This is a genomic window from Streptomyces sp. NPDC046379 (assembly GCF_055587785.1).
The window spans coordinates 1-25,063 of sequence record NZ_JBVJFP010000026.1 but is presented as its reverse complement, the minus strand read 5'-3'; the positions used below and the strand labels follow the sequence as shown (position 1 = coordinate 25,063).

At 69.6% G+C, this 25,063-nt stretch carries 27 protein-coding genes; 8 read left to right on the top strand and 19 right to left on the bottom strand.

Features of this window, described 5'->3' with window-relative positions; all coding sequences use genetic code 11:
* Positions 1-58: 58 nt before the first annotated feature.
* From ACZ6KF_RS31270 to ACZ6KF_RS31255, 4 genes are all read right to left on the bottom strand, one after another.
* On the bottom strand, positions 59-664 hold the full coding sequence (locus tag ACZ6KF_RS31270) for a hypothetical protein (RefSeq protein ID WP_469241436.1): 606 nt from the start codon (positions 662-664) through the stop codon (positions 59-61).
* A 7-nt stretch (positions 665-671) separates the two neighbouring features.
* Positions 672-1,871, bottom strand: coding sequence for a cyclic dehypoxanthinyl futalosine synthase (gene mqnC, locus ACZ6KF_RS31265; RefSeq protein WP_356632358.1), 1,200 nt, complete (start codon positions 1,869-1,871; stop codon positions 672-674).
* Between the two features lie 78 nt (positions 1,872-1,949).
* Positions 1,950-2,657, bottom strand: coding sequence for a prepilin peptidase (locus ACZ6KF_RS31260; protein WP_469241434.1), 708 nt, complete (start codon positions 2,655-2,657; stop codon positions 1,950-1,952).
* Positions 2,654-5,614: a BTAD domain-containing putative transcriptional regulator gene (locus ACZ6KF_RS31255; RefSeq protein WP_469241432.1), complete on the bottom strand. Its 2,961-nt coding sequence runs from the start codon at positions 5,612-5,614 to the stop codon at positions 2,654-2,656. The genes ACZ6KF_RS31260 and ACZ6KF_RS31255 overlap by 4 nt, the downstream gene beginning before the upstream one ends.
* A 228-nt stretch (positions 5,615-5,842) precedes the next feature.
* Here ACZ6KF_RS31255 and ACZ6KF_RS31250 point away from each other — a divergent pair, with 228 nt between their 5' ends.
* From ACZ6KF_RS31250 to ACZ6KF_RS31235, 4 genes are all read left to right on the top strand, one after another.
* Complete coding sequence (locus tag ACZ6KF_RS31250) at positions 5,843-7,405, top strand: WXG100 family type VII secretion target (protein ID WP_356632364.1); 1,563 nt, start codon at positions 5,843-5,845, stop codon at positions 7,403-7,405.
* Between the two features lie 589 nt (positions 7,406-7,994).
* Entirely contained in the window at positions 7,995-8,516 is a 522-nt protein-coding gene (locus ACZ6KF_RS31245; protein WP_469178409.1) for a hypothetical protein, read from the top strand.
* A gap of 172 nt (positions 8,517-8,688) precedes the next feature.
* A complete protein-coding gene (locus tag ACZ6KF_RS31240) occupies positions 8,689-9,078 on the top strand; it encodes a hypothetical protein (protein WP_356632366.1) in 390 nt (129 codons plus the stop codon).
* Positions 9,079-9,423: 345 nt separating this feature from the next.
* Complete coding sequence (locus ACZ6KF_RS31235; protein WP_469178377.1) at positions 9,424-9,750, top strand: hypothetical protein; 327 nt, start codon at positions 9,424-9,426, stop codon at positions 9,748-9,750.
* A 94-nt stretch (positions 9,751-9,844) separates the two neighbouring features.
* On the opposite strand, the gene ACZ6KF_RS31230 is transcribed toward ACZ6KF_RS31235, so the two are convergent.
* From ACZ6KF_RS31230 to ACZ6KF_RS31190, 9 genes are all read right to left on the bottom strand, one after another.
* A complete protein-coding gene (locus ACZ6KF_RS31230) occupies positions 9,845-10,297 on the bottom strand; it encodes a pilus assembly protein TadG-related protein (RefSeq protein ID WP_469178375.1) in 453 nt (150 codons plus the stop codon).
* Positions 10,294-10,728 (bottom strand): TadE/TadG family type IV pilus assembly protein, encoded by a 435-nt coding sequence (locus ACZ6KF_RS31225; RefSeq protein WP_356632372.1) that lies wholly within the window; start codon positions 10,726-10,728, stop codon positions 10,294-10,296. Before ACZ6KF_RS31225 ends, ACZ6KF_RS31230 begins: the two co-directional genes overlap by 4 nt.
* Complete coding sequence (locus ACZ6KF_RS31220; protein WP_469160105.1) at positions 10,729-11,109, bottom strand: TadE family protein; 381 nt, start codon at positions 11,107-11,109, stop codon at positions 10,729-10,731.
* Between the two features lie 148 nt (positions 11,110-11,257).
* Positions 11,258-11,509, bottom strand: a complete 252-nt coding sequence (locus ACZ6KF_RS31215; RefSeq protein WP_129799371.1) for a hypothetical protein — start codon at positions 11,507-11,509, stop codon at positions 11,258-11,260.
* 101 nt (positions 11,510-11,610) lie between these two features.
* Complete coding sequence (locus ACZ6KF_RS31210; protein WP_356632375.1) at positions 11,611-12,519, bottom strand: type II secretion system F family protein; 909 nt, start codon at positions 12,517-12,519, stop codon at positions 11,611-11,613.
* Positions 12,520-12,530: 11 nt separating this feature from the next.
* The gene (locus tag ACZ6KF_RS31205; protein ID WP_469160104.1) at positions 12,531-13,478 is read right to left on the bottom strand and encodes a type II secretion system F family protein; all 948 of its coding nucleotides are present in this window, start codon (positions 13,476-13,478) and stop codon (positions 12,531-12,533) included.
* Positions 13,479-13,516: 38 nt separating this feature from the next.
* Positions 13,517-14,824 carry a CpaF family protein gene (locus tag ACZ6KF_RS31200; RefSeq protein WP_356632377.1) on the bottom strand — a complete coding sequence of 436 codons (1,308 nt, stop codon included), beginning with the start codon at positions 14,822-14,824 and terminating at the stop codon, positions 13,517-13,519.
* Positions 14,821-15,675, bottom strand: coding sequence for a hypothetical protein (locus ACZ6KF_RS31195; RefSeq protein ID WP_356632379.1), 855 nt, complete (start codon positions 15,673-15,675; stop codon positions 14,821-14,823). The genes ACZ6KF_RS31200 and ACZ6KF_RS31195 overlap by 4 nt, the downstream gene beginning before the upstream one ends.
* Positions 15,676-15,693: 18 nt before the next feature.
* A complete protein-coding gene (locus ACZ6KF_RS31190) occupies positions 15,694-16,437 on the bottom strand; it encodes a hypothetical protein (RefSeq protein ID WP_356632381.1) in 744 nt (247 codons plus the stop codon).
* A gap of 450 nt (positions 16,438-16,887) precedes the next feature.
* Here ACZ6KF_RS31190 and ACZ6KF_RS31185 point away from each other — a divergent pair, with 450 nt between their 5' ends.
* The 3 genes from ACZ6KF_RS31185 to ACZ6KF_RS31175 all read left to right on the top strand — a co-directional run bounded on the left by ACZ6KF_RS31185 (position 16,888) and on the right by ACZ6KF_RS31175 (position 19,893).
* Positions 16,888-17,853, top strand: a complete 966-nt coding sequence (locus ACZ6KF_RS31185; protein ID WP_469241430.1) for a hypothetical protein — start codon at positions 16,888-16,890, stop codon at positions 17,851-17,853.
* 352 nt (positions 17,854-18,205) lie between these two features.
* Positions 18,206-18,862, top strand: a complete 657-nt coding sequence (locus ACZ6KF_RS31180; RefSeq protein ID WP_469241428.1) for a hypothetical protein — start codon at positions 18,206-18,208, stop codon at positions 18,860-18,862.
* Positions 18,850-19,893, top strand: a complete 1,044-nt coding sequence (locus tag ACZ6KF_RS31175) for a hypothetical protein (RefSeq protein ID WP_469241426.1) — start codon at positions 18,850-18,852, stop codon at positions 19,891-19,893. The genes ACZ6KF_RS31180 and ACZ6KF_RS31175 overlap by 13 nt, the downstream gene beginning before the upstream one ends.
* Positions 19,894-19,995: 102 nt before the next feature.
* Here ACZ6KF_RS31175 and ACZ6KF_RS31170 read toward each other — a convergent pair whose 3' ends face one another.
* The 5 genes from ACZ6KF_RS31170 to ACZ6KF_RS31150 are packed head-to-tail and all read right to left on the bottom strand — an operon-like array spanning position 19,996 to position 23,417.
* Positions 19,996-20,559 carry a hypothetical protein gene (locus ACZ6KF_RS31170; RefSeq protein WP_469241424.1) on the bottom strand — a complete coding sequence of 188 codons (564 nt, stop codon included), beginning with the start codon at positions 20,557-20,559 and terminating at the stop codon, positions 19,996-19,998.
* Positions 20,556-21,224 carry a hypothetical protein gene (locus ACZ6KF_RS31165; RefSeq protein ID WP_469241422.1) on the bottom strand — a complete coding sequence of 223 codons (669 nt, stop codon included), beginning with the start codon at positions 21,222-21,224 and terminating at the stop codon, positions 20,556-20,558. The genes ACZ6KF_RS31170 and ACZ6KF_RS31165 overlap by 4 nt, the downstream gene beginning before the upstream one ends.
* On the bottom strand, positions 21,221-21,799 hold the full coding sequence (locus ACZ6KF_RS31160; RefSeq protein ID WP_469160077.1) for a hypothetical protein: 579 nt from the start codon (positions 21,797-21,799) through the stop codon (positions 21,221-21,223). The genes ACZ6KF_RS31165 and ACZ6KF_RS31160 overlap by 4 nt, the downstream gene beginning before the upstream one ends.
* A gap of 41 nt (positions 21,800-21,840) precedes the next feature.
* Positions 21,841-23,115, bottom strand: coding sequence for a putative T7SS-secreted protein (locus ACZ6KF_RS31155; protein WP_469241420.1), 1,275 nt, complete (start codon positions 23,113-23,115; stop codon positions 21,841-21,843).
* On the bottom strand, positions 23,112-23,417 hold the full coding sequence (locus ACZ6KF_RS31150) for a hypothetical protein (RefSeq protein WP_469160075.1): 306 nt from the start codon (positions 23,415-23,417) through the stop codon (positions 23,112-23,114). The genes ACZ6KF_RS31155 and ACZ6KF_RS31150 overlap by 4 nt, the downstream gene beginning before the upstream one ends.
* Positions 23,418-23,695: 278 nt before the next feature.
* Here ACZ6KF_RS31150 and ACZ6KF_RS31145 point away from each other — a divergent pair, with 278 nt between their 5' ends.
* Positions 23,696-24,160: a hypothetical protein gene (locus tag ACZ6KF_RS31145; protein ID WP_469241418.1), complete on the top strand. Its 465-nt coding sequence runs from the start codon at positions 23,696-23,698 to the stop codon at positions 24,158-24,160.
* A gap of 87 nt (positions 24,161-24,247) precedes the next feature.
* Here the strand turns inward: ACZ6KF_RS31145 and ACZ6KF_RS31140 are convergent, their stop codons facing one another.
* Positions 24,248-24,553: a WXG100 family type VII secretion target gene (locus ACZ6KF_RS31140; RefSeq protein WP_356632394.1), complete on the bottom strand. Its 306-nt coding sequence runs from the start codon at positions 24,551-24,553 to the stop codon at positions 24,248-24,250.
* Between the last annotated feature and the right edge of the window lie 510 nt (positions 24,554-25,063).

Sequence of the window (25,063 nt, the reverse complement as noted above, 5' to 3'; positions counted from 1 at the left end):
GCCCACGTGCAGCAGAGGCAGACGGCAGAGCCCACCGGTTCCGCGAGCGCCTCCGGACTCACCGGCTCCGGTACACCAGCCGCCCCGCCACCACCGTGGCCACGCACGTCCCGGCCCCGCGCTCGGCCAGCTCCGCCTCGTCGCCCACGTCGAACACGGCGAACCGCGCCGCCGACCCGGTCTCCCGCGCGGGCGCGAACTCCACCGGGATTCCGGCCTCGTAGGGATCGAGGGCCGGCACGCCGCCGGGTGTCCCGAGCCGTCCGACCACCGCGAGGCCGGAGCGGCGCAGGGCCGCCGCCACGGCGGGGCGGGCGGGCTCCCCCGCCACCGCGACGGTGCCGTGCGCGAGCATCCGCTGCACCCCGCGCCGGGCGCTGGCGCCCCAGCGCGCGTCGTTCATCGGCAGCGCGGCCAGCGCGTCCCCGGTGAGCGGGCGGTCGCCCAGCTCGCCGGACTCGCGCGGGTCCGGGTGGTACGCCTGCTCCAGCAGCTCAAGGCCGTGCGGATTGACCAGCCCCGGCGTGAGGATGCCGGGCCAGCGCCGCACGCGCGCGCCCTCGCCGACGGCGGCGAGGACGTCGTCCAGCGGGCCGGCGGCCGCGATCCACTCGCCGCGCACGGCGAGGGCGCGGCCCCGGGAGTCGCAGTGAACCGTCAGCAAGCGGGCCTCAGTTGGCGGCGAGGATCTTCAGCTCGGGGTGGGCGGTGCCGCCCTCGATGGCCGTGGACGAGATGTGCGAGACGACGCGGTCGTCCACCGGGTCGTTGGCCGGGTCGTCGTGGACGACGAGGTGCTCGTACGTGGTGGACCGCTGCGCCGGGACCCGGTCGGCGGTGCGGATCATCTCGATCATCTCGATCAGGTTGGAGCGGTGCTTGGCGCCCGCCGCCGAGACGACGTTCTCCTCCAGCATCACCGAGCCGAGGTCGTCGGCGCCGTAGTGCAGGGTCATCTGGCCGGCGTCCTTGCCGGTGGTCAGCCAGGAGCCCTGGATGTGGGCGACGTTGTCGAAGAAGAGGCGGGCGACGGCGATCATCCGCAGGTACTCGAAGATCGTGGCCTGGGTGCGGCCCTTGAGGTGGTTGTTCTGCGGCTGGTACAGGTACGGGATGAAGGCGCGGAAGCCGCCCGTGCGGTCCTGCACGTCCCGGATCATCCGCAGGTGCTCGATCCGCTCGGCGTTGGTCTCGCCGGTGCCCATCAGCATCGTGGAGGTGGACTCGACGCCCAGGTTGTGGGCGGTCTCCATGATCTCCAGCCACCGCTCCCCGCTCTCCTTGAGCGGGGCGATGGCCTTGCGGGGCCGCTCGGGGAGCAGTTCGGCGCCGGCGCCGGCGAAGGAGTCGAGGCCGGCGGCGTGGATCCGCTGGATGGCCTCCTCCACGGACACCTTGGAGATCCGCGCCATGTGCTCGACCTCGCTCGCCCCCAGGCTGTGGATGACGAGCTGCGGGAACTCCTTCTTGATCGCCGCGAAGTGCTTCTCGTAGTACTCGACGCCGTAGTCCGGGTGGTGGCCGCCCTGGAACATGATCTGCGTGCCGCCCAGCTCGACGGTCTCCGCGCAGCGGCGCAGGATGTCGTCCAGGTCGCGGGTCCAGCCCTTGGCCGTGTCCTTGGGCGGGGCGTAGAAGGCGCAGAACTTGCACGCGGTGACGCAGACGTTGGTGTAGTTGATGTTCCGCTCGATGATGTACGTCGCGATGTGCTCGACGCCCGCGTACCGGCGGCGCCGGGCCGCGTCGGCGGCGGCGCCGAGCGCGTGCAGGGGGGCGTCGCGGTAGAGGTCGAGCGCCTCCTCGGGCGTGATCCGTCCCCCCTCGGCGGCACGGTCGAGCACGGACTGGAGGTCGGCCTTCTCGGTCACCGGGCGTCCCTTTCGTCAAGGCGTCAAGGGTGTGGACGGACTGGCTCAGCCTACGCCAGCCCTTCCCCGGGCCCCGCGTCAGGCCGCGTACGCCCCCGCGAGCATCCCGCCCAGCGCGCCCGCGAGGAGGAACGGGCCGAACGGGATCGCCGTCCTGCGCCCGGCCTTCCCGGCGACCAGCAGCGCGCCGCCGTACAGCGCGCCGAGCAGGAACGCGGCGAAGGTGCCCAGCAGCAGGGCCGGCCAGCCGTACCAGCCGAGCGCGGCGCCCGCGCCGAGGGCGAGCTTCACGTCGCCGAAGCCCATGCCGGCCGGGTTGAGCAGGAAGAGGAGGAAGTACCCGGCGCCGAGGGCGGGGGCGGCGAGCAGGGCGGTCGTCCAGTCGCCGGCGTGGCCGGGCAGCAGGGCGGCGAGGCCGAGGAGGGCGGGGACGGCCAGGGCGAGGGGGAGGGTGAGCGGGTCGGGCAGGCGCCGTACCCGCACGTCGATCACGGCGAGCAGCACCCCGACGGGCGCGAGCAGCAGCCAGACGCCCAGCTCGGGCCGGGCGCCGGTGGCGGCGGCGAGGACGCCGCAGACCAGGCCGGTGAGCAGGGGAAGCGCCGGCGGCGTGCCCGGGCACCGGACACACGCCCCGCGCCCCCGCAGCGGATGCCCGGCGGGACACGCGCTGCGCCACGGCTCCCCCGCGGGCACGGAGAACCGGTACGCGGCCCGCGGCAGCAGCGTTCCCGCCGCGGCTCCCCATCCCGCGGCGGCGAGCACGAGCGGCAGGCCGCCGCTCATCCCGCCTCGGTGGCGCCGGCGCGCCAGGCAGGCAGCAGTTCGTCCAGCAGCGCCTCGGTGCGCGGCGGCAGACCGCGGGCGCCGCTGCGGACGACCAGGTCGGCGGCGAGCGACCGCAGCCGGCCGGCGTCGCCGGTGGCGTGGGTGGCGCGCAGCAGTTCGTGCCAGAGCCGCTCGTCGGCCGGCGCCGTGCGCAGGGCGGCGTTCAGCGCCTCGATGGCCCGTTCCGCGCGGTCCTTCTCCAGGTGGAACGCGGACAGGGCGAGCCCGATGTCGGCGACGAGGAGCGGCAGCTGGGCGTCGACGATCTCGTGGGTGAGCCAGCGGTAGCGGTCCTCGGGCCGGTCGGCGAGCAGCGGGCCGCGCACCAGCACCAGCGCGTCGGTGAGCAGCCGGCCGCGGACGGCGCGGTTGTCGACGCCGCGGCCCCGCGTGGCCTCGTGGTAGAGGGAGCGCAGCACGTCGAGGTCGGAGACGACGGACTTGGCGAGGGTGAGCCTGCCGGTGCCGTCGGTGCGCAGCCGGGGGCTGCCGTCGGGGTCGGCGCCGAGCCAGGCGCGCAGCCGGTCGAGCAGTGCCTCGCGCACGTCGTCGGTGACGCCGCGCGGCCACAGCGCGGAGGTCAGCACGCGCGGGTGGACGCCCTCGCGGTGCAGCAGGAGCAGCGCGAGCGCCTCGTGCAGCAGCGCGCTGCGCTCCCCGTCGGGCGCGTCCAGACCGATGATCTCGTACGGCCCGACCAGCCGCGCGTACACCGCGGGCCGTCCCTGTTCGCTGATGTCGACGAGGAACGGCGGCGTGTGGGTGGGGCCGTCGGGATCGCGGTCGGGGTCGGCCGCCGCGAACAGCTCGACCACGGCGCGCTGCTGGGCGGCGGGCAGGAGCTGGGCGTCGAGTTCGAGGCCGAGCAGCGGGGCGAGCAGCCTGCCCTCGCCGGTGATCTCCATCTCCCAGGCGGCGCCGGGGAGTTCGCCGCTCTCGGTGCCGACGAGGTAGCCGATGCCGAGGCGGCTCGCGTCGGCGGCGAGTTCGGCGAGCTTGACGGCGTCCTCGGCGGAGGGCTGGGCGGCGAGGAGGACCAGGTGCGGGGCCCAACGGGTGTGCCGGGCCGGGCCGGTGCGGCCGGTGAGCACGGAGTCGTGCCCGGCGGCGCCGAGCGCCCCGCGCCGCTGCCGGGTCTCGGCCTCCATGGTCTCGATCAGGTCGTCGACGCCGTCGAGGTGGCGCAGCCGGTTGGGGGCGAGCGGGGTGAGGTCCTCGCCGAAGCCGACGAGCGTGATGGTCATGCGGTCGGACCAGCCGTTGGTGGCCAGCTCGGCGGCCACCGACGCGAACACGGCGGCCCGGTCGGCCTCGCTGCCGCTGAGCGAGACGATGCCGGGCACGGCCTCCAGGTTCAGCAGCAGCCGGGAGTCGTCCATGGCGCCGAGGGAGACGAGGCCGGGGTACGGGGCGGCGGCGTCGGTGTCCTCGTACCGCTCGGCGTCGGCGCGGGCGAGCAGCCAGAACGTCTGGTCCTGCCCCAGCCGCCAGGGCGCGGGCGGCTTCCCGGCCGGCTGGGCGAGCTGGAGGTGCAGGTCGCCGTTGCTGAGCCAGGCCGCGTACACGGTGGGCAGCGGGCGCGACTCGGCGGTCAGGGCGGCGGCCAGTCCCCGCAGGGACCGGTCCAGCAGTCGTACGCCTTCGGGGTCGGCGCCCACGAGCAGCGCGTCCTGCACGTCGAGGGCGTCCCCGGCGGGCGTGGGCGGCTCCATCCCGCGCCGCCCGCCGACGGCGCCGAGCGTCGACTGCCACAGGGCCTGCCGGCGACGCCGCCCGAGGGCGCCGAGGAGACCGGCGGCGAGGAGGGGGGCGCCGAGGAGCGCCTCGGGGAGTCCGAAGGAGCGGGAGTCGTGGCCGGCGGCGGAGACGGCGCGGGGCTGCTGGTGGCCGGGCTGCCGGTAGTCGGGTTGCCGGTCGAGGCCGGCGCCGGGAGCGGGCCGCTGCGGAGGCAGCGAGACCTCGGCGTCGCCGGCGCCGCCTGTTCCGCCGCCCTGCGCGTGACCGCTCCCGCTCTTGGCGTACTCGTCGATCTGCTGCTCGACCTCGGGCGACACCTCGGCCGCCTCGTCGGGCATCTCGACCAGCTCGCCGCCGCGGGCGTCGCCGGGCATCTCCATGATCCAGCCGGGCCGGATGAGGCTCGCCTCCGACAACCGCGAACCGTCCGGCTGCACCCGGTCCTTGTTGAGCTCGAAGATCTCCTTGTACCGGCGCCCGTCGCCGAGGTGCCGTTCGGCGATCTCCCAGAGGGAGTCGTGGTGACGCCCCTCGGGCGGCTGGATCCGGTAGTACTTGGTGTCGCCCTGTGCGGCAGGAGTGTTCACCTCGGCGTGGGACGCCTGCTCGGCGACCGCGGCGGCGGTCGCGGCGGCGGCCTGCTCCTGCTGCTGCAGGAAGATCCCCGGCGTCTGCTGGGCGGCGGCGACGGCGGGCCTCTGGTTGCCCTCCAGGTTCTGCCCGAGCTGCGACAGCCCCGGAGCGAAGCTCGCGGCCGTGGCCCCGGCCAGCAGCAGCGCGGCGACCAGCTGCCGGGCGAGCAGCTGACTGGGCCCGGCGCCCGGCACCCGCCCGGGCACGCCGACGCCGGACAACGCGGCCCTGACCTCCACGAGCACGCAGGCGGTGAACTGCGCCCAGGCCAGCCAGACGACGAAGGTGAGGATGTTCAGGAACGTGTCGACGGTGACCGGCTCACTGAGCCAGTCCAGCGACGGCGCCTCGGTCGGCAACGGCCACCCGGTGAACGTCGCCAGCGCGACCGGCACCCCGACGACGAGACCGAGCAACGCCACGAGCGCGAAGAACGCCTTCACGAAGTCCCCGAACGACCTCCGCCGTATCCGCACGGGCTGCGGCGTCCGGTTCACCGGCGTCCCCGTCGAGCTGGCCGAGCTGGAGGTGCGGCGTCGTGGCATGGCGGGTGTCCTGGGGTGTGGGAGGAGGTATCCGGTCGTGGGGGCTGGGGGGTTGGGTGGAGCCTACCGGGATCTTATGGACTCGGCCGGGGCCGTGGGCGGGCGGATGGGCGGCGGTTGGCTCCTGGGATCTTCGACGACTCGGCACCCCGCCACGGCTGGAGACCTCGATTAGTCTCGACGCCGTTGCAGGGCAGGCGCTGACGGACGTGACGGGAGTTGAGGACGGTGTCCCCCAGGCCGACGGACTGGCACGTACTCGACCTGGACAAGGACCCGACACCCGGCGACCCGGACCGCATCCGCCAACTGGCGCGCGCCCTGCACGACTTCGCCGACGACGTGGGCGAAGCGCTGCGCGACCTCAAGGGCCTGGCCAAGGAGGAGGAAATCCTCACCTGGGCGGGCAAGACGGCGAAGGTGTTCGCCGAACAGTTCGGCGACGCCCCCAAGAAGCTGCGCAAGCTGAGGAAGTCCTACGACTTGGCCGGCGACGCTCTCGCCTCCTTCTGGCCCGACTTGCAGACGGCCCAGGAGAAGGCGGACCGGGCCCTGCGTGACGGCCGCAAGGCCCGCGACGAGCTGAACGCCGCGCAATCGTCGCTCGCGGGCGCCGAGGACTGGGTACGCGCGGCCACCGCGAAGCCCGACGGCGGTAGGGACGTCCCCGAGCCCGACGAGGCCGAGGTCCGCCGCGCCACCCGCAACGCCCAGCACGCCGAGGCCCGCCGGGCGGCGGCCCAGCGAGACGTCGAGTCGGCCCGGAACGCCCTCGACGCGGCCAAGAAGCTCGCCGCCCAGGCGGCAGGACTGCGAGAGGAGGCGGCGCGCCGCACGGTCACCGAACTCCGGGAGGCGTCCGACGCCGGCATCCCCAACCGGCACTGGTGGGAGGAGATCGGCGACTGGGTCTCCGACCACTGGGACGAGATCGTCACCGTCTGCAAATGGGTCGTGGCCATTCTCGGCATCATCGTGATGATCGTCGGCGGCCCCCTGGGCTGGCTGGTCTTCGCGGCGGCCCTGATCGTCCTGGCGGACACGATACGAAAAGTGCTCAACGGGACGGCGGGATGGGGAGACCTGCTGTGGGCGGCGTTGGACTGCATACCCGCGACGAAGGGCATCACCAGCCTGGCGAAGCTGGGGATGTTGTGGAAGGCGGGAGGAATGAAAGGCCTGGGGGCAGCCTTCCAGCACGGCATCACCAGCGGTCTCCTCAGTTACGCCCGGAATCTGCGCAGCACGGCGATGATGGGGAAGGCCAGATTCTGGAAGGCTTTGCAGAGCGTCGACTCCAGAATCCCGGCCCCACCCGCACGCAAACCCGACGCCGAGCTCATATCAGGCGACGCCGTATACCACGGTAACCATTCGACTGCCATCGGGTACGACGAACGCACACTGGCGAACTTCGCCAAGGTCAAGCCGGAGACCGGCTATCACGACGTGATCGTTCACGGCGCCGATGAAGGAATGGCCGTCCCCGGTCGCGTGAATCACTACGGGACAGAGTTCGCATCAGAACTCCATCCGTCACACCTGGCCGACGCCGTCCGCGGAAATCCCGCGTACGACGGCGGACCAGTTCGGCTCATTTCCTGCCACTCGGGCAGCATCGCCGAGGGAGTCGACGACGTTCCCATAGCCCAGCACGTGGCCAACAACCTGGGAGTACCTGTCAAGGCGCCAACAGATACAGTTGGAACAGACCGAACAATCAGCGAGCCACAGGTTCCAGAGATCGCGAACGACGGCTACTGGCGGACTTTCCTCCCCCTCACCGACTGACGTCATCCACGGAGCAACACAATGACTCTACGACTCGCAATTCAGCGCGAATTCCTGCCTGCACACCTTCAAAATGACTCAGCCGCGGAACTGACCCGATCGACGTCTGAGCACCCTCTGCCGGACAGTCAGCGCATCACAACCTACCTGGCATCGGGTCACGAATTGTTCTCCGCCATGGGAGCACGTCGAGACGCGCTCGGAGGAGAAGAAATGATCATCGGTGCCGACTCTTTGAGGACTGATGGCGTTTGGCTGTGGCGAGAGGATCTACGCTATTACTTCAGCCGATACCACATCACCCTTCCCGCCGATTTTCTCGCTTTCATCCGCGAGCACGACTACTCAGTGCCCAAGATTTCCACGGAGGAATTGAGTCGACTCTCCGTCGAACGGCGACAGATCTTTACCAGGCCTACCTCCTCCTAGCCGACCGATATTGGAATTGAGGAGTTGACATCAGGTGACTGAAAGTCGCCCTATGGCTCATGTCGGAGCGGGGGTGCCAGTCGGGGTCTCGCTGGCGGTACCGGACTCCTGGTGGGAGTTCGACATCCGCCCGGAAGGCCGGGACACCACCATTCGCGCACTGGTCGACGAGCGGATCCGCGAGATGCCGGAACTGTCGCCCTATCGCACTGACCTGACCGCCATGCTCCGCAAGATGGCCAAGGAGGCCCACGACTCCGGCGCCGTCTACCTCGGCTGCATGGCCGAGAACTTCGACGGCGTGCCCCTCTCCGCCACCGTCACGGTCTCCGTCCTCGGCGCCGAGAACAAGCAGGGCGTCACCCTGTCCACCGACCCCCGGGCCATCGCCGAGAACCTCCGGACGATCACACCCCGCCGGGAGGGCGACGCCTGGCGCAAGGTCACGACCGTCGAGATTCCCGAGGTCGGCCCCGCCGCCCGGACCTACGGCGTGGAGGACGTGCCCGTCGCCCACGGCGACAGCCGCACCCTCCGCATGGTCCTGATGCAGACGTACATCCCCGTCCCCGGAACCACCGACAAGGTCGTCCTCGTCTCCGGAGCCAGTCCGGTGCTCGACCTGGCCGAGGCCTTCCACGACATCTTCGACGCGGTGACCGGCACCTTCCGCTTCGTCTGACGTACCAGCAGGGCGACCTCGTGCCTGAAGAAGTAGTGGACCGGCATCATCGAATCCTCTCCCCGGCACCGCCAACGAGCGGGCTGCCGATTCCAGCGACCGCACAGCCGGCACGCAACTTGCCGCGATGACACACCGCACACTCATGCCGACCACCCCAAGGGGGTTTACAGTGATCCGAACCGTCGGATTCTTCCTCGAACTCTCGCCGGGCTGGCATCTCCTGACGGACGGATCGATCAGGAACGCCGTCAAAAGTGAGGGGGAGCCCGACGAAAAAAGGATCATCTCGTACCTCATTAATGGTACTGGTCTCTGGAGCGAGACCAGCGCAGGGCCGGATGTCCTCGATCCGGACGCTCCAGACATGACAGGCGTTGGTTCCCTGCGCACAGATGGCCTATGGATCTGGCGAGAAGACTTGCATTACTACGTCGCCATGTATCACGTTTCCCTGTCGAACGAATTTCTCGCACACGTCAGAAGCATGAAATACACGGCACCCGCTGTACCCGCCTCCCGACTCATCGACATTTCGAAGGAGCTGGGAATCCTCCAGTGACAAGTCACCCGGTCGGCGCGGAGTCCGAAGCCGGCCAGGTGACGAACATCTACCTCTCCGCCCGACGTACCGGCCGGACGTCTCCGTGAGGTCCGCGTTGAGCACCGCGAATCCCGCGGCTCGGGGATCGGAACGTGCAGCACACGCTGAAGGGTCCGGGTGAATCCCGCCGGGTCCTTCTGGCTGCCCCGGTGCAGACCCTCATGTGACGAGCCGACCATCAGCTCTCCTTCCTGAAGGGTGTGATCAACGCGTCACACCGCGCGCCGGTCACGGCCCACCACGTCCCGTCAGCCCGTACGCTGAACCCGTCCGTGACCCTTCGGCGTGCTGAGGAGCTGACACATGGGCAAGGGCAAGAGCGACCTCGCGCTTCCGCTGAGCGAACTGGAGGGCTACGGCGGCAAGCTGCGGTCCATCAAGACCCGGCTGGACCACACCAAGAAGCTCTTCGAGTCGTACCGGGACGACATCGCCCACGGCAGCGTCAACGAGGCACTCGGCGACTTCGAGTCCAACTGGGAGGACGGCCGCGAGGACATCACCCAGCAGCTCGACGCCCTCGCCGACATGTCCGACGCGGTCGTCCGCGAGTTCAAGAAGCTGGACCTGGACCTCGCCAAGAAGGCCAAGGACGGGGTGAAGACGGAGGAGAAGGGCGGCGGCAAGTAGTCGCCGGGACAGTCCGCAACTCCTCGGAACAGGCGGCCACGACGCTTCCGCCGAGCGGCGAAGGAGCTTCGCCGGGCCCGGTCGGCAGCGCCGCTCACCCCACCTCGTTCTCCGCCACGGCCTGCCCGTGCACCACCACGTCCCCGCCGTAGAACAACCCCGTGAACACCGGTGAGTACGTCAACTGGATGTCCACCTCGACCACTTCCGCGGTCGCCGTCACGCACCGGCTCGCCGCGATGTCGGCGCCGGTCATGTTCATCTCGCGGGCGAACGCCTTCACGCGGGCGTCGCAGTTCTCGTAGTTGATCGGCGCGGGGCCGCCCTCGTTGTCGTAGAGGGCCTCGCGGTCGATGTCCTGGGCCGCGTAGCGCGCCGCCTGTTCGGCGATGTCCGCCGCGCGTTCCCGCTTGGAGATGGACAGGCCGCCGTCGATCACGAAGGCGGAGAGGGTGAGGAAGACCAGCGCGAAGATGATCACCGCGCCGGCGCCCGAGCCGGAGTCGTCCAGTGCCCTGCGGCGGACGGTCCACCAGCGCGCGTTCACGCCGACCTCCGGAACGGGTCCAGCGGAGAGCTGAAACTCGACGTCAGGGTCGTCGGGATGTCCAAACCCAGCATGGCCAGGCCGCGCACCTCGCAGCTGACCTCGATCGTGAAGATGGTGTCGGGCGCGAAACCGGCGCTGGTCTGCCGTACCGACACCGGTCCCGAGCAGACGTCCTCCAGGTTGGCCTCGGCGGCCTTGCGGGCCTCCGCCATCGCCGTGGCGTGGTCCTTCTGGATCGAGCCGGCGCGCGCCGCGTCCCGGGCGGCGCCGTCGAGGGCGCCGCGGCCGTCGACCAGCTGGCCGAACGCCACCAGGACCAGGATGAAGAGGATCATCACCGGTGCGAGGATCACGACCTCGACCGTGGACAGGCCCCGGTCGGTCTCGTCGTGCGCCGGCCGAGAGCGCCGCGGCGGGGAGAGGTTCATCTAGTTCTCGCCCTCCGGCACGAAGCGTTCCACCGGGCCCGCCGACCGCGCGTGCACCGTCAGGTCCAGGCCCGGGAACACCGTCGGGACCCGCGCGGTGATCTCCACGCCCACCGTGTTCGGCTCCGGCTGGAGCATCGTCACGGTCGGCGACAGCACCAGCTGCGGGCCGAGCTGGTCGATGTAGCTGTCCACCACGCCCCGCGCCTCGCCCCGCCAGCCGCCCGGCTGCTCGTCGGCCGTCGCGCGGGCCTTGCGGGCGCCCGCCTGCGCCGCCGCCTGGGCGACGTGGTCGGCGAAGAAGTACAGCGCGAACTGAACCGTCGCGAAGATCATGAAGAACAGTACGGGGGTCAGCAGCACGAACTCGATCGCGGTCATGCCGGAGTCGCCGCGGGCGGCCACGCCCTCGCGCGCTGCTCTCGCCCGGCGGCGCACCCATGCGCTCACGCCCACCATCGACCCCCTCACACCGTCACTCCGTCAACCCCCGTGCCCCGGTCACCCGCACCCGCCCGCGTACGAGCGATCAGCAGGTCTTGCCCGCGTCCGCGCCCTTGATGCAGTCGCCGACCTTGTTGGCGCCCTCGCTCAGCGCGGCGTTGATGATGGCGGCCACGACGCCGACGATCGCCACGACGACCGCGGAGATGATGACCCACTCCACCGCGGAGGCGCCGCGGTCGAGCTCGCCGGAGCGGGCACGCTCGACGCGGGCCCGCAGGAAGGTGACCAGGAAGTCCATCGCCGGAATGCCGGTGCTGAAGTTCCGTCCGTTCATGGTGGTTGTCCTCTCGATGATCAGAAGCTCAGAAGGCCGGGAAGTCGAGGAAGTCAGAAGATCGGCTATCGGTTCGCCCCGTCCGGGCAGGCGGTCCGGACTCACACCTGGAACACGCGCATCGCCGCCGGAAAGATCAGGAACACCAGGAACCCCGCGCACAGCAGCAGCTGCGCCACGAGCATGGACTGCGACTTCTCGCCCGCGCTGCCCTCGATCTCGGCCAGTTCGCGGTGGCGCATGGTCTCCGCGCGGGAGGCGAGGGACTCGCGGACCTTGGCGCCGTCGTCGGCGACCAGGGCCAGCGACGCCGACAGGTCCTTCAGCTCCTCCACGCCCAGCTCCTCGCCGAGCTGCCCCAGCGCCTGCCACTGGCTGAGGCCGGTGATCCGGGCGTCGGCGAGGGCGTTGCGGATGCGCCGCGTCGCCCAGCCGTCGGAGACCTCCGCCGCCGCCATCAGGGCCTCGGGCAGGCCCCGGCCGCCGGCCAGGCTCATCGACACCAGGTCGAGGTAGGCGCCGATCACGCGCCGCAGGTCACGCCGCTTGGCGGCCGCGTCCCGCCGTACCTCCAGGTCGGGCAGGACGAAGAAGACGCCCGCGCACAGCAGCGCCAGCCACACCGGGACGATCGGGCTGCGGCCGACGCCCAGCGTCCAGACGACGGCGAAGAGGAACGGCCCGAAGAACAGGCCCGTCACCGCCAGCAGCGCCTTCGTCGCCAGGAACTTCTCCCAGCTGCGCTCCAGCACCGCGAGGTCCGCCCGCAACGACCGCTGCTCCCAGCCCTGCTGGAGGTAGAACTCCGCGACCCGCCGCCCCACCTGGGCGCGCAGCGCGCCGAACCGGCCGGTGTCCTGCACCGTCCGGGCCGACTCGTACGCGGTCCCGCGCGCCCGCATCGCGTCGATCCGGGCGACCTGCGCGAGCGGGCTGCGTCTGGTCGGGATCAGCGCGCGGACGAGGGCGTACACGCCCAGGCCGAGGACCGCCCCGACCACGATCGGCATCGTCAGGTCGTTCACCGTCGTGCCCCCTCGTCCGACGGAAGCGTCTGAACCGGCGCGGCGGGCGTCCGCGGCCGTACGAACTGCACCGCCGCGTCGTCGCGCACCAGGAACCGCTCCGGCGTCTCGATGGTCGACAGCTTGCGCAGCCACCAGAAGCCGAGCCCGAACAGCCCGCACACACAGGCCAGGACGAGCTGGCCGACCGGACTGCCGTACGGCTCCACGAACTCCCGGTTGAAGACGGACAGTCCGAGGACGAAGGCGATGGAGACGCCCACGACGATCTGCACCGAGCGGCGGGTCGAGGCGCGCTGCGCCATCACGCGCTGACGCATGTCGACCTCCTCGCGCGCCGACTTGGCGAGCGCGCCGAGGACCTGGCGCAGACCGGGGCCGCGCAGGCGGGCGTTGAGGATGAGCGCGGCGACGATGATGTCGGCCGAGGCGTCGTCGATCTCGTCGGCGAGCGCCTGGAGCGCCTCGGGCAGCGGGGTGCGGGCGCGCAACCGGTCGACCAGGGCGTCGAGATGGGGCCGCAGGACGGGCGCGGCGGCACGGGCGGAGGCGGGGATCGCCTGTTCCAGGCCGACGGCGCCGGCGATGGTGTCGCGCAGCGACTCGGTCCAGGAGGCGAGGGCCTCGACGCGGCGCATGGCGGCGCGCTCCTCGGCGGCGCCGCCGAAGAGACGGTCCCAGAAGAAGACGAGCACGCCGGCCGCGATGCCGGCCACGGCCCAGCGGGTGAGCAGCAGGACGGCGAGGCCGATCAGGGCGGCCAGGGAGCCTCGCCGACCGGCGAAGCGGAGCAGTTCACCGGCCCGCTCGCCGGCCCTCTGCCTCTCGTGGTCCGGCCTGGCGGGCAGTCCGCGTACGGCGACCAGCAGCAGCGCGAGTCCGCCGCCCACGGCGACGCCGCAGGCGAGGGCGTACAGCACGGTCGTGGAGAACAGTCCGCCCATGGAGCCGAGCGAGTCGAGAGCGGCGAGTTTCATGGTCGTCATCCCCAGGTCCCGGTGGGCCGGTAGCCGTGCGCGATCAGTTCCTCCACGCAGGCGATCGGCGCGTGCGGCACCACCCGCCCGTCGGGCAGTTCGGCGAACACCTCGCTGGACAGCACGCGGCCGTCCACGCCGTTGACCTCCCGGACGGAGGTGACCATGCGCTGGAGCCGGCCGCCGCTCTGGTAGTCGTTGCGCCGCTGGATGAACACGACGAAGTTGACCGCGCCCGCTATCAGCATCTGGCTGGCCTCGATGGGCAGTCGCTCGGAGGCCTGCAGCGCGTAGGTGGAGATGCGGTTGAAGACCTCGCTGGAGCTGTTGGCGTGGATCGTGGACAGCGAGCCGTCGTTGCCCTGCGACATGGCGTTGAGCATGGTGACGATCTCGTCGCCTAGGACCTCGCCGACGATGACGCGGGAGGGGTTCATGCGCAGCGAACGGCGCACCAGCTCGGCCATGCCGATCGCGCCCTGCCCCTCGGAGTTGGGCAGCCGCTCCTCGAACGCGACCACGTTCGGATGGAGTTCGGGGAACTGGTCGAGCCCCAGCTCCAGCGCGCGTTCCACGGTGATGAGCCGCTCGTGGGGCGGGATCTCGTTGGCGAGGGCGCGCAGCAGGGTCGTCTTCCCGGCGTTGGTGGCGCCGGCGATCATGATGTTCTTGCGGGCGCGGACCGCGCAGGCGAGGAAGTGGCCGACCTCCGGGGTGAGGGTGCCGTTGCCGACGAGGTCGGAGATGAAGACCTTGCCCATGCGGGCGCGGCGGATGGACAGGGCGGGGCGCCGGGCGACGTCCATGACGGCCGAAAGCCGGGACCCGTCCGGGAGGCGCAGGTCGAGCTGGGGGTTGGCGGAGTCGAAGGGCCGGGAGGAGAGTCCGGAGTAGGCGCCGAGGACCTGGATCAGCTCGATCAGCTCCTCGTCGGTCTCCGCGACCGGTTCCCCGCGCACCTCGCGGCCGTCCGCGTAGCCGACGAAGACCTGGTCGCAGCCGTTGATGTCGATGTTCTCGACCTGCGGATCGTCCAGCAGCGGCTGGAGCCGTCCCACGCCGAACAGGGCCGCGTGCACGGCCGCCGCGTACTGTTCCTCGGTCTCCGCGTCGAGGGGGGTCCGGCCCGCGTTGATCTCGGCGCGGGCGTAGTCCTCCAGGATCTGGGCGATGACGGCGCGGGCGTAGTGCCGTTCGTCCTCGTTGGACATCGGCGTGACGCCGTTGACCTGGTCGAGGCGGCGCTGCTCGGCGATACGGTCGCCGGCCTCCTGCCGGAACCGCTTGACCAGCTGGTGGTCGACAGCGGTCATCGCCCGGCTCCCGCGTGGCCGCCGGCCTGGCCCTGACCCTGGGCGGGCACGGACCAGGCGGCGCCGTACTGCTGGTACAGGTCGGCGGTGACCTTGCGGGCGGAGCGGATCAGCAGGGACTTGTCGAGCCGTCCGCGCTTGCGCCCGGCCAACTGGTCGGCGCCGGCGGGGTCGTCGGCGATGGTGCCGACGACGCGCGCGCCCGTCTGGGCGTGCACGAGCATGTCGTTGACCTGCCCGGCGAGCTTGCCGGCGGTGCCCGGGTCGGCGATCAGGACGACGCCGATCAGCGGCGTGGCGAGGCTCGCGGCGCCGCGCGGGCCGCCGTGCAGCTTGGCGGAGAGGGCGGCGGCCCGGTCCCGTACCCGGGCGAGGGCCTCGGGCTCGGTGCGGGAGATCAGCAGCACCAGCGCGGCGTGCGGGAACAGCTCCAGCGCGGGCGTGTCCCCGCTGATGCGTCCGCAGTCGGCGATGACGTCGGCGGGCGCGTGCGGGGAGTCGGCGAGCGAGGCGAAGGCGCGCCCCAGGGTGGGCCACAGCCCGGTGAGCCCGGCGGCCTGTTCGGCGATGCCGAGGCCGACGAGCACCTCGAGCCCGCCGCTCAAGGGCTGTACGTGATCCCACAGTTGGTCGGGCACCAGCCCCCGGCGCGCGGTGGCGGCGATGGACAGCATCCCGGTGTTCGGGTTGAGCGGCCCGCCGTGCGCCGCGGCGGAGCGGTACACCAGGTCCCCGCCGGCCGGATCGGTCTCGGCCAGCAGAACGCGCCGCGGCCAGACCGCCGCGAGGGCGACGGCCGCGGTGGTGACGCCGGGGGAACCCTTGTCGGCGGCGAGAGCGATGAGCGCCATGGGTGTGGTGCCCGCTTTCTAGTTGCCGTTGCCGGGGATGTGCACGATGGCGACCTCGCCGGCGGCCGCGGCCTGGGCGAGGGCGGCGGCGTCGGCCTGGTCGACGACGAGGTTCACGACGAGGGTGCCGGTGGACACGGTGGAGTCGCTTTGCGTGCCGACGCTGCGGACCTCGGCGCTGTCGACGAGGACGCCACCGGCCCCACTGCCGCCGCTGCCGGCGTCGGACGCGTCGCCGTCGGAGTCCGAGCCGCTGCCCGACGCGGTGCTGCCGACGCGGTAGGCGGCGACGGTGTGGCCGGACTCGAGGTCCTTGGGGTACTGGCCCTCCTTGAGGGCGAGGCCGACGGCGGCCTTGCCGGCGGGGACCGAGTCGCCTTCGGTGAACATGTTGCCGACGAGGACGGTGCCCTGATGGATCGTCGACTTGGCCTTGAGCTTCTTGAGGGCGTCCAGCTGCTCCCAGCGGACGTAGTTGATGGTGTCGTCCTCGGCCACCATCACGGAGGTGACGTCGCCGTCCTCGACGGACTCGCCGGCCGGGATCGACTCCGCGGTCACCTTGATGACCTCGATCCGGTTGCCGGCCTGGAGCACGAGCATCGTGGCGCCGAGCGCGCCGACCAGGATCAGCAGCACCGCGAGTGCGGCCAGCGCGGGTTTGCGCTCGCGAGGAGGTGTGGGAAGCCGGTCACCGACCGACGGCTGAGCCGGTGCCGCGGAACGCCCGGCGCCCGCCCCCGTACGCTCTTGGATCTTCACGCAGCCGCTCCCCGTACACCCAAGATCATTCTGCCAGTTCGCCGATGAGTCCGGACACTTCGCTCCCAGGGGCCCTCGCATGCACGCGGAAACGTCCGCATGCGTCATGCGCCGCGCAAACGTCGGCGCCGCGACGCGCCGGGACGAGTAGCCAGCGCCGAGGCGAGTGTCAAGCCATGGCACCGTATCAGCCGTGCATAAGGCCCTCAAGGCGCGTCCGGCGCAACGCACATCACCTCGTCACCATCCGTCGGAGGACAACTGTGCCGCGTCTCCCCCTCTTTACGGGAGCCACCGCAAGAGGCGGGTCCATGTACGGGAGCGAACGGCCGGATTCCTCACGCGCCGACCATCGGTCCTCCACGATCGACTCACGAGGTCCGGCAATCGCCATGCCATGATCTTGGATCCTCACGATCAGGAAGAGACGTCGGAAGCGGGGACAGTGCGGTGACTCACACCGGCAACCAGGTGGAACTGCTGCCCGTCAACGGCGCGACGCTGGCATCCGACGCCCGTGTCCTGGAGACGGCGCGCGCACTGGGGACCCGAGTCGGGGCCGACTATCTGGACGACGCGGCGGTTTCCGCCCTCCTGGCAGAGCGCCGCCGTGCGTTGGCGGCAAGGCAGCGCGGCCCGCTCGCCTGGATCGGCGCACTGGCCATGGCGCTGACCGTGCTCTGGCCGATGTCCGCTCCGCTCGTCCCCGCACTCTCCGACCGCCCGGCGTTGGCGTTCGGCCCAGCGGGCGTGTGGCTCGTGCTGGCCGTGGCGACCCTGACGGCGATGCGCGTTCGCTGGAAGCGGGAGCTGCTGCATCCGTGGCTCGCCGGGTACCGCCAACTGCTGGGACTGGCGCGGGCACACGGCCTGCCCCTGACCCATGTGCCGTACTGGCTGGAGGGCAGGTCGCCCGACGGGACCGGGAAGGGGGCGGCGCCCATACCGTCGTATCCGAAGGTCGAGCCGGTAGCCGAGCAGGCGGCCCCCGGGCAGCCCTCGCAGGCGCAGCCGAGCACGGCCCCGACGACACCGGTGTCCGCCGACCCCGCGACGCCGGTGTCCGTCCCCCCGAAGCCGGTGTCCGTCCCCCCGAAGCCGGCGACCGTCGCGTCGTACGAGGCGATGGCGGACGAGGGCGGCTGGCACGACGAAGCGGGGTGTCTGCTGATCGCGGCGGGCGGAGGCGGCGCGTTGTGGGCGGCGACCTCCGACGCACCCGTCGGCTATCTCGCCCCCGTACTCCTCGTGCCCCTCGCCATCTCGGTCTGGGTCTCGGGCAGCCGACAGGGCGCGGAGAAGGAGCGTTTGAGGCAGGAGGCCCTGGCCTACGTCCGACAGGTCGCGGCGGCACAGGCGGCGGGTGCGCGGGTGCCGGAACTGTCGCCGGCGCTGCGCAAGTTGCTGGAGGAGTGAGCGCGGCGGGTGGCGTCCGAGCGAGGGGCGCGCCGCGGTGACGTCGTCACCGTCTCCGACGGTAGGTGACGGCAACCGGCGGCGGCGCTGTCGACCGTACAGCCGCCCTTGCTTTTGACCAGGTACGTGCATGTCTGCGGGTCGGCGTCGGCGGTGCCGGCCTCCACCCGCAGGGCCACGGGTGTGGCAACGGTGATCGCGGCCGTCCGGCCGCCCGTGCATGGGCTCGTACCGGCACACCGACGGCTTCCAGTCGGCGTTGGCAAGTTCCACACGGTGGATGTGGCACTCCGCGAACCTCACCTATACGTTCGACGTGCTCGAATCGACCTGTCTCACGGGGGAGTCAACTGTGAAGCGCCGCACCTTGCCCGTTGCTGTCGCGCTCGCCGCGTCCGCGTCCCTGCTCCTGACCGCATGCGGCGGCGGAGACGGCCAGGGCGAGGCCAACGACAAGATCGCGGGCACCGAGAAGACCACCGAATCGGCTTCGCCCTCCCCCGGCGCGAGCCTTTCCGGCCCCGCAGACAGACCGGACATCACCTTCCCGGATGATGTGGTCAACAAGTTCGACAACTGGAAAACGGGTAAGCCCGCTGAGGACGCGGTGCTGTCCGACGTGGCCCAGACGATCAACGCTGTAGACGACGCCATCCTCAAGGGTGACGTGGATTCACCGGCCCTCTCCTATTACCGCCAGGGTGACGCGCTGGTGAGCGCACAGAACTGGATCCAGGCCTGGCTCGACGAAGACCTCACCTTCACGGGGGTAACCCGGTACTTCGCCCCAGACGTCCAGGTGGCCGACGAGGACACTGCGGCTGTCGCCTACTGCGCGGATGAAAGCAAGTCCTACAACAAGAGCCGCACCACCGGGAAGGTCGACAAGTCGCCCTCTGACGAGAGCCCGTTCGTCACGTACAGCACGCAGTTGAAGAAGAACAGCAAGGGCGTCTGGCAGACGACGAAGGTCATGTCCAAGCGAGGGGACAGGACATGCGCACCCTGAGCCGTTCGGCAGTCGTCGTCAGTGTGCTCGTCATCGCTTCCGGCATGGTGACCGGCACGGCGGCGGCGCGGGGCCCGGGTCAGTCGGAGTCAGAAATCGATGCCGAAGGCACCAGGTCAGGGAGGAGCCTGGTCTCGAGGATCACGTACACGGGCAGCACCGGAGGCAGTGGCAGCGGTGACGGAGGAACCGGTGGCCTCGCCCCGACGGGCGATTGGACACCTCCCGCCTGTTGGTACGAACCGCGATCAGCCGAGGAGTTCGCGAACTACGTCGAAGATCTCTACACCGACACGATCAACGCTCCCGGCCAGCACAGTTACGCCAAAACCTCTGTCGGCATGTTCCGCAACGAATACAAAGATGGAACGTACAAAAACTACAACCTAGACAAAAAGGACGAGGGTACATGGTGGGTCGCCGTCCAGGACGAGAACCGCTGGATGGAACCGGAGGCCCAACTCTGTGACGAGGCGCCGTTCTGGGTCGACAACGGCGAGGCACCGCCCGTCCAGAACGCGGTGACCCCCGAGGTTCTCGCCGAACTGGCCTACAACCGAGTCCGGCTGCCCGGGACCGAAGTCGACCTCGCCCCCGCGGAGGTGACCAAGGTGAATCTGCCCACGTGGGCATGGCTGGACCGAGCCCGCTTCCAAGAGGTTTCCGTCACCGCGCAGTTGGACGCCGGCGGTATCCATATCCGCGCGACCACGACCGCCAGGCCCGTCGCCCTGAAGTTGGAGCCCGGCACCGAGGACGCGGAGACCTACCCCGCTTCTGGCGAGTGCCCACTCAACGAAGACGGTTCGATCGGCGAGCCGTACGCCAAAGGCAAGGCCGACCGAATCCCGCCCTGTGGGCTGAGGTACCTGCGGTCGTCCGGTGACAGCAACTTCACGCTCCGGGCCACCATCACCTGGGAAATCACCTGGGCCGGCAGCGGCGGCACCGGCGGCGAACTGCCGAACGGCACCTTCGGTGGGGAACAGGCGGTCACGGTGCAGGAAATTCAGTCCGTCAATCGCGGATGAGCCCCGCACGAGGGAGGGTTGAGGTGACAGCTCTCCGGGCTCACTCCAGCCGGGGTTTCCTGGTCGGCCCTGCCACGTCCGTCGCCCACCTGGCCGGGAACGTCAGAAAACCCAGCGCAGTGATCCGGCGATCGAAAGGCAGAGCCGGTACATCGGCCCGCTCATGCCGGTCACCGGCACACCGAACGCGAGAACCAGAGAGCCGACCCCTCCGGGCATGCGAACATAGAACTCCATCCTGGTCGGCGTCATAATGCGCACAGCCTCGCCGGCCGGCAGTACGGCTGCCGTGACCTCTGCGCCTGTTCCCTTCTGCTGCTCCCTTATGTGGAAGGAGGACAGGAGCTCCTCGCTGGTGAGCGACCCGCTTCCCGGGACCAGAGAGACGAGCAGAGAAGCAGGCATGACGCTGCCGTCGGCCAGTTCCGGCCGCAGGAACAGTTCCAGCGCACCGGTCCGGACACCGGCCTCCGCCGTGTTCCGCAAGACCGTCCAAGCTTGCGTCTTGGCCTCGGCAGTCACGTTCTTGCCCTCCGCCTGACGGTCCACGAAGGTTTTCAACTGCCCGCGCCATCGGTCCCGTGTGAGATCGATCCTGAACCAATCGCGCGGTACGAGCAGACGGTAGTCCCTGGGCGGGGTCACCGTGTCCGGACCCGTCGTCATGCCGGCATCACGACAGGCTTGCCCGCCTCATTGAACAGGCGGACACTCTTCACCACGCCGGCGAACATCGACGAGAAAACGTCCCAGCCTTCGGGAGTCGGTGTGCCCATCTCCATCACCAGGATGGTTCCGTTGTTGAGCGGAATCTGGACCTGGATGAACGACGTCAGGACGGGCTCGGCCTGACCAGAAGCGGTAAGGCTGCCGTCGAGACTGGCCTTTCGGGTGCCTATGCAGGAGACGGCGGGACCGCAGGGAAGCTCGAATTCGCTCACCTGCCCGATGCCGAGGTGCCTCATGGTCGAGCCAAGGAATCCGACAGGGTTGGCTCCGGCCCGGCTGTCGAGGTCGGTCATACTCACGCTCACGGTGGCCGTACAACGCGTGCCGTCCACCTCTGTCATACAGAAGCCTGCGTACTGAACCCCAGCCTCGACAAACGAGTCGTACTGCGCGGCAATCATGACGGCCCACTGGAGCTGTACGTCAAAATCCGCGTCGGGCATGGCCTGCACAGCCAGCTCCACGAGTTGCTCGGCAGTCTGATCGAGATCCTCGGCATCCATGGGAATCTCGAAGAACCCCTCCGGCATGATCCATCGAACGTCGATGCCCGCGCCGCCCGCTGAGCCCCGAACGCCGTCCTCGGCCGCCGTCGCTGTCACGTCCGCCCTTCCTCATCAGTCAATTCCAGGTCCGCCACATCGGGACGGAACTTCGCCGCGAAGGGATACGGCCCGTAGTGCGGATAGAAGGCGGGAACGTCTGCTCCGCCCTTTCGGGCGACGTGCGCCAACTCCCTGTACTTCCGGGCGCGGGCCCGGAGGTTCTGCCGTACCGGATCCCCCCACTGCCTCACCGCCGTGCGAACGAAGGTGACAAGGAGACCCGTAACGATGGCGGCCGCGGCGGCCAGATAGACGGTCCGGGACGTTCCCGACTCCCAGTACTGGGCCACCCCTCCCCAGTAGACCGCCGCGCCGAAACCCACAAAGGCCAGCGGTACACCCATCTTGAATCCGGCGTCGAAAAGGTCCTCTTCGTCACGGTGCCTGAGTCTCAGCAGACGCAGCACCGCGTGGTCATCGAAGAAGTCGAACCTCAGCTCCCGGCTCGCCTCCTCGGCCAGAGACCTCGCCGCGGGAACGGCGAAAATGGTCTCCCCAGGAACGAGCTGTGTGGGCTCACCACCTCGCCGGCCAATGAACTCCCACTCTCCGAGTTCAGCTGGATTGACCATGCGGTCCTACCCTCCTCTTCCACGATGACGGCAACCGGGTGTCAGGCAGCCAGGGCTGCATGGAAAGGCTGCGGAGAGGGCCGCGGGGAGGGACTGGGCGTCACCGTCGGCTTTGGACCCGGCTCCTGGTATCCGGTAGTGCCGCCGTTCTCGCCGTTGAACATCCGGTTCAGCGCGCTCGCCAGTCCACCACCCTTGATCACTGCGGTGATCTGTTTGCCACCGATCGCAGTGAACTCATCGGCGAGGTGGGGGATGTTCATCTTCTTCCCCAAATTGAACCCCACCTGCAGAACCCTGTTCGTGAGGCCCACGCTGATGCCATTGAGGAAATTGTGTCCAATGCCGTCCACTGCGGCGACACCCCGGAACGAACCCCAGGTCCCGAGCTTCCCGAACGCCTTCAGCTTGGCAAGGCCCTTCAGACCCACTACAGCCCGGAACCCCTTGAGCGCACCGAGTCCCGGAAGGATTCCCAGCGCATCGGTTCCGAGCTTCAGCCAGTCGACCTTTCCACCCCGGACCGACATGTCATACGCGTGGCCGGCCAACGCAGCCGCGCTGCACAGAACCGCAAGGGTGGCAAAAATCGGCACAAGGAACTGCAGCGGTGGAATGAATGCGCAGATCACGGCCAGAACGGACAGGATCGCCGATATGTTCGAGAACATATCGGCCCAGTCGGCTAGCCAGTTCATGAATCCGCCCGGGTCTCGCACGTCGTCGTGATGGACGACGTTCTTGATGTGCCTGGCGGCCCTGTCACCGGCATCGTCGAAGATGCCCCGGGCGTCCTTGACGTCCCTGCGCGCCTGCCCCAGTCGAAGCAGCGCCTCATCACGCTTGTTCTTCCACCGCTCGTACTCGGGACGTTCCGCCTCCGGAATGTCCGCCACGACCGGATACTTGTCCAAAAACTTCTTCACCTCCCGATCTGCGACGTCGTGGTCCGTCTCCGCCTCTCGGTAGTCGGCGAGAGCCTTGTCGGCCTTCCGTTGCGCACGGAGCAACTCACCGGCGAACTCCTTGGACTCGCCTTCGGCCACCTTCGTGCCCAGCGCCTTGGCGGCCTCGTCGTACCGTTCGAACGCCTTCTTCAACCGGTCCCCGGCGCCATCGGAGATCTCGTTGAACGCGCGTCCGGCATCGCTGTCCCAACCTTCCACCGACGACAGGGCCTTGATGACGCGAGCCTGCTCATCGATCATGTCGGCCATGTTGCGCAGTTTGCGCCCGAGCGCCGCAACCTCGTACGGATCGCCGGGAGTGGGGTCGTCGTCCCACAACGGCGGCCAGTCACTTGAGCGCCTGCTCATTTCTTGCCCTTCCCCTTGGCCTCCGCGATCGCCTTCGCCAGCTCATGGTCGATCTCTTCGTATTTCTCAGCGGCAGCAGCTGTATACTCAGCCAATTTCTTGATTTCTTTCGTGAGCTTCTTCCGCGTCTTCTTCCATGTGCTGCCGAAATCGTCGAATGCTTCCTTCAGCCCACCATGCCCCAGTTCATCGCGATATTCGTCCGCAGGATTCCCATGTTCCTCGAACTCGCGGTGAATTTTGCCCAGATCCCGCGAGCACTGTTTGATCATGTCAAGGTCGTACGCGGTTCTGTCGGCCATTAAAGAATTCCCCCATCAGAAACATGAGACACTGCTGCGAGACATTGCCCCGCAGGCAGCGAGGAAGGTGAGACGGGTTGTCCAGGAGCACCGACCGCACCATACGCAACCGCCTAGGTATCGCCCCGGACGCCGGAGCCTGGTGCACGATCGGCAAGATCCCCGAGCCACCCCCTCATGTACACGACGCCGCCGGTGCCGGACCCTTGCGGCCGGCGTTACTCCGACCGCTGGGCATGGTCGGCGCCGTCCTCGTGGCCCCGCTCATGCCTTTCGTCATGCTGCTCAGCCTTCTCGCGTCGGGTGAGGAGGCCCTCAAGCGCATGCTGTCGACAAAGGCGGAACGTGAGCGTGCCCGCGAACAGGACCTGGAAGCGAAACGTCGCGGCCGGGCCCTCGCCGACCAAGGGCTCGACAAGACCTTCGACGGCGACTGGAACGGCGCAGCCGGACAGTTCCTCCTGCGCTGGTACAGCCACTCCTCCCACCACCAGCGGTATGTGATGCTGGCCGAGGGGCGCATCCTGCTGGCCGCGCCGCCCAAGCGGGTCACCGTCCGCCGGGAGGACCGCATGCAGATCGTCGCCGAACTCCCCACCGGGTCGGCCGTCCTCGAGGACCCGTCGCTCGGGGAGTACGAAAGCAACAAGCTACGCATCCGCTTCCGCGACGGATCCTGGCTCTCCCTGACGACGGAGGAATGGCGCAGCGACCTCCACAAACACCTGATGCGCCACCCTTAGCCAAGCAGAGATGCTCCGCATGAGCCTGAGCCCGCAGCGCGACGGGACACCCGGGACATCCCGTCGCGCACCGGAGCGCCGCCTGGGTCAGGAACCCTTGGCGCTCTTCGCGAGCTGCTCGTCCAGGTCCTCGTAGGCCTGCTTGGCCTTCTTCAGGAACTCGGACATGCCCTCCAGGCCCTCCATGGCCTTCTTGGCGCCCTTGGTGAAGTCCTTGAACGACTCCTCGAAGGCGGCGGATCCCTTCTGGGTGGTGTAGCCGTTCTCGACGAGCTGCTTGATGCGGTCGTCGATGGTGTCCAGCTCGCCGTGCAGCCGGTGCATGTCCTTCAGAAGCTTGCCCGCTTCCTTGTCCATCTCGGCATAAGTGATATCCGCGTCTTTCTTGGCCATGACGGCTCCCTCCCGTTTCCGACAGCCGCAGGGCGGACCCCCGTGGCTACGTCGCAGTGGACGCTGTGGAGACCCGAGCAGTTGCGGGCGTCCGCGTGAGCAAAGATCTTACGGGCGGGCGGGATGGGATCCCAGGGGCGTCGTGGGGGTGGATCGTGAACGCGGACGCGTTCGGGGCCCGAGTGCAACGTCACGGTGTGCGCGGCCCGTTCGGAGTGACCGCGCCTCGGCCTGCTCAGGCCGGTCCGCCCCTTGCCGGGCCAGTCCTGGGAGTTGGTCCAGGCAGACGCACAGTCGGAGTCCACGGAGACTCGGGCCTCGGCTCGGGCCCGGGGCAATGGCACCGTCGAGCGGTGACCGCCGATCGCCTGATCGCTGCACGGACGTCGGGGACTTGCCGTCCCCCCCCCCCCCCCCCCCGTTATCTTCTTCGCGGTCCTGCAAGAGGGCCGCTGGCCTCCGGGCCCGGCATGACTGTTGCCCCCTGTCGAACGGATGACCTGGGGGGTG

Coding starts and splice junctions, on each gene's coding strand:
- ACZ6KF_RS31260 (WP_469241434.1), bottom strand. CDS start 2,657: ATGAGCGGCGGCCTGCCGCTCGTGCTCGCCGCCGCGGGATGGGGAGCC.
- ACZ6KF_RS31255 (WP_469241432.1), bottom strand. CDS start 5,614: ATGCCACGACGCCGCACCTCCAGCTCGGCCAGCTCGACGGGGACGCCG.
- ACZ6KF_RS31235 (WP_469178377.1), top strand. CDS start 9,424: ATGGGCAAGGGCAAGAGCGACCTCGCGCTTCCGCTGAGCGAACTGGAG.
- ACZ6KF_RS31225 (WP_356632372.1), bottom strand. CDS start 10,728: ATGAACCTCTCCCCGCCGCGGCGCTCTCGGCCGGCGCACGACGAGACC.
- ACZ6KF_RS31220 (WP_469160105.1), bottom strand. CDS start 11,109: ATGACCGCGATCGAGTTCGTGCTGCTGACCCCCGTACTGTTCTTCATG.
- ACZ6KF_RS31215 (WP_129799371.1), bottom strand. CDS start 11,509: ATGAACGGACGGAACTTCAGCACCGGCATTCCGGCGATGGACTTCCTG.
- ACZ6KF_RS31210 (WP_356632375.1), bottom strand. CDS start 12,519: ATGCCGATCGTGGTCGGGGCGGTCCTCGGCCTGGGCGTGTACGCCCTC.
- ACZ6KF_RS31205 (WP_469160104.1), bottom strand. CDS start 13,478: ATGGGCGGACTGTTCTCCACGACCGTGCTGTACGCCCTCGCCTGCGGC.
- ACZ6KF_RS31200 (WP_356632377.1), bottom strand. CDS start 14,824: ATGACCGCTGTCGACCACCAGCTGGTCAAGCGGTTCCGGCAGGAGGCC.
- ACZ6KF_RS31195 (WP_356632379.1), bottom strand. CDS start 15,675: ATGGCGCTCATCGCTCTCGCCGCCGACAAGGGTTCCCCCGGCGTCACC.
- ACZ6KF_RS31175 (WP_469241426.1), top strand. CDS start 18,850: ATGCGCACCCTGAGCCGTTCGGCAGTCGTCGTCAGTGTGCTCGTCATC.
- ACZ6KF_RS31170 (WP_469241424.1), bottom strand. CDS start 20,559: ATGACGACGGGTCCGGACACGGTGACCCCGCCCAGGGACTACCGTCTG.
- ACZ6KF_RS31160 (WP_469160077.1), bottom strand. CDS start 21,799: ATGGTCAATCCAGCTGAACTCGGAGAGTGGGAGTTCATTGGCCGGCGA.
- ACZ6KF_RS31155 (WP_469241420.1), bottom strand. CDS start 23,115: ATGAGCAGGCGCTCAAGTGACTGGCCGCCGTTGTGGGACGACGACCCC.
- ACZ6KF_RS31150 (WP_469160075.1), bottom strand. CDS start 23,417: ATGGCCGACAGAACCGCGTACGACCTTGACATGATCAAACAGTGCTCG.
- ACZ6KF_RS31145 (WP_469241418.1), top strand. CDS start 23,696: ATGCTGCTCAGCCTTCTCGCGTCGGGTGAGGAGGCCCTCAAGCGCATG.
- ACZ6KF_RS31140 (WP_356632394.1), bottom strand. CDS start 24,553: ATGGCCAAGAAAGACGCGGATATCACTTATGCCGAGATGGACAAGGAA.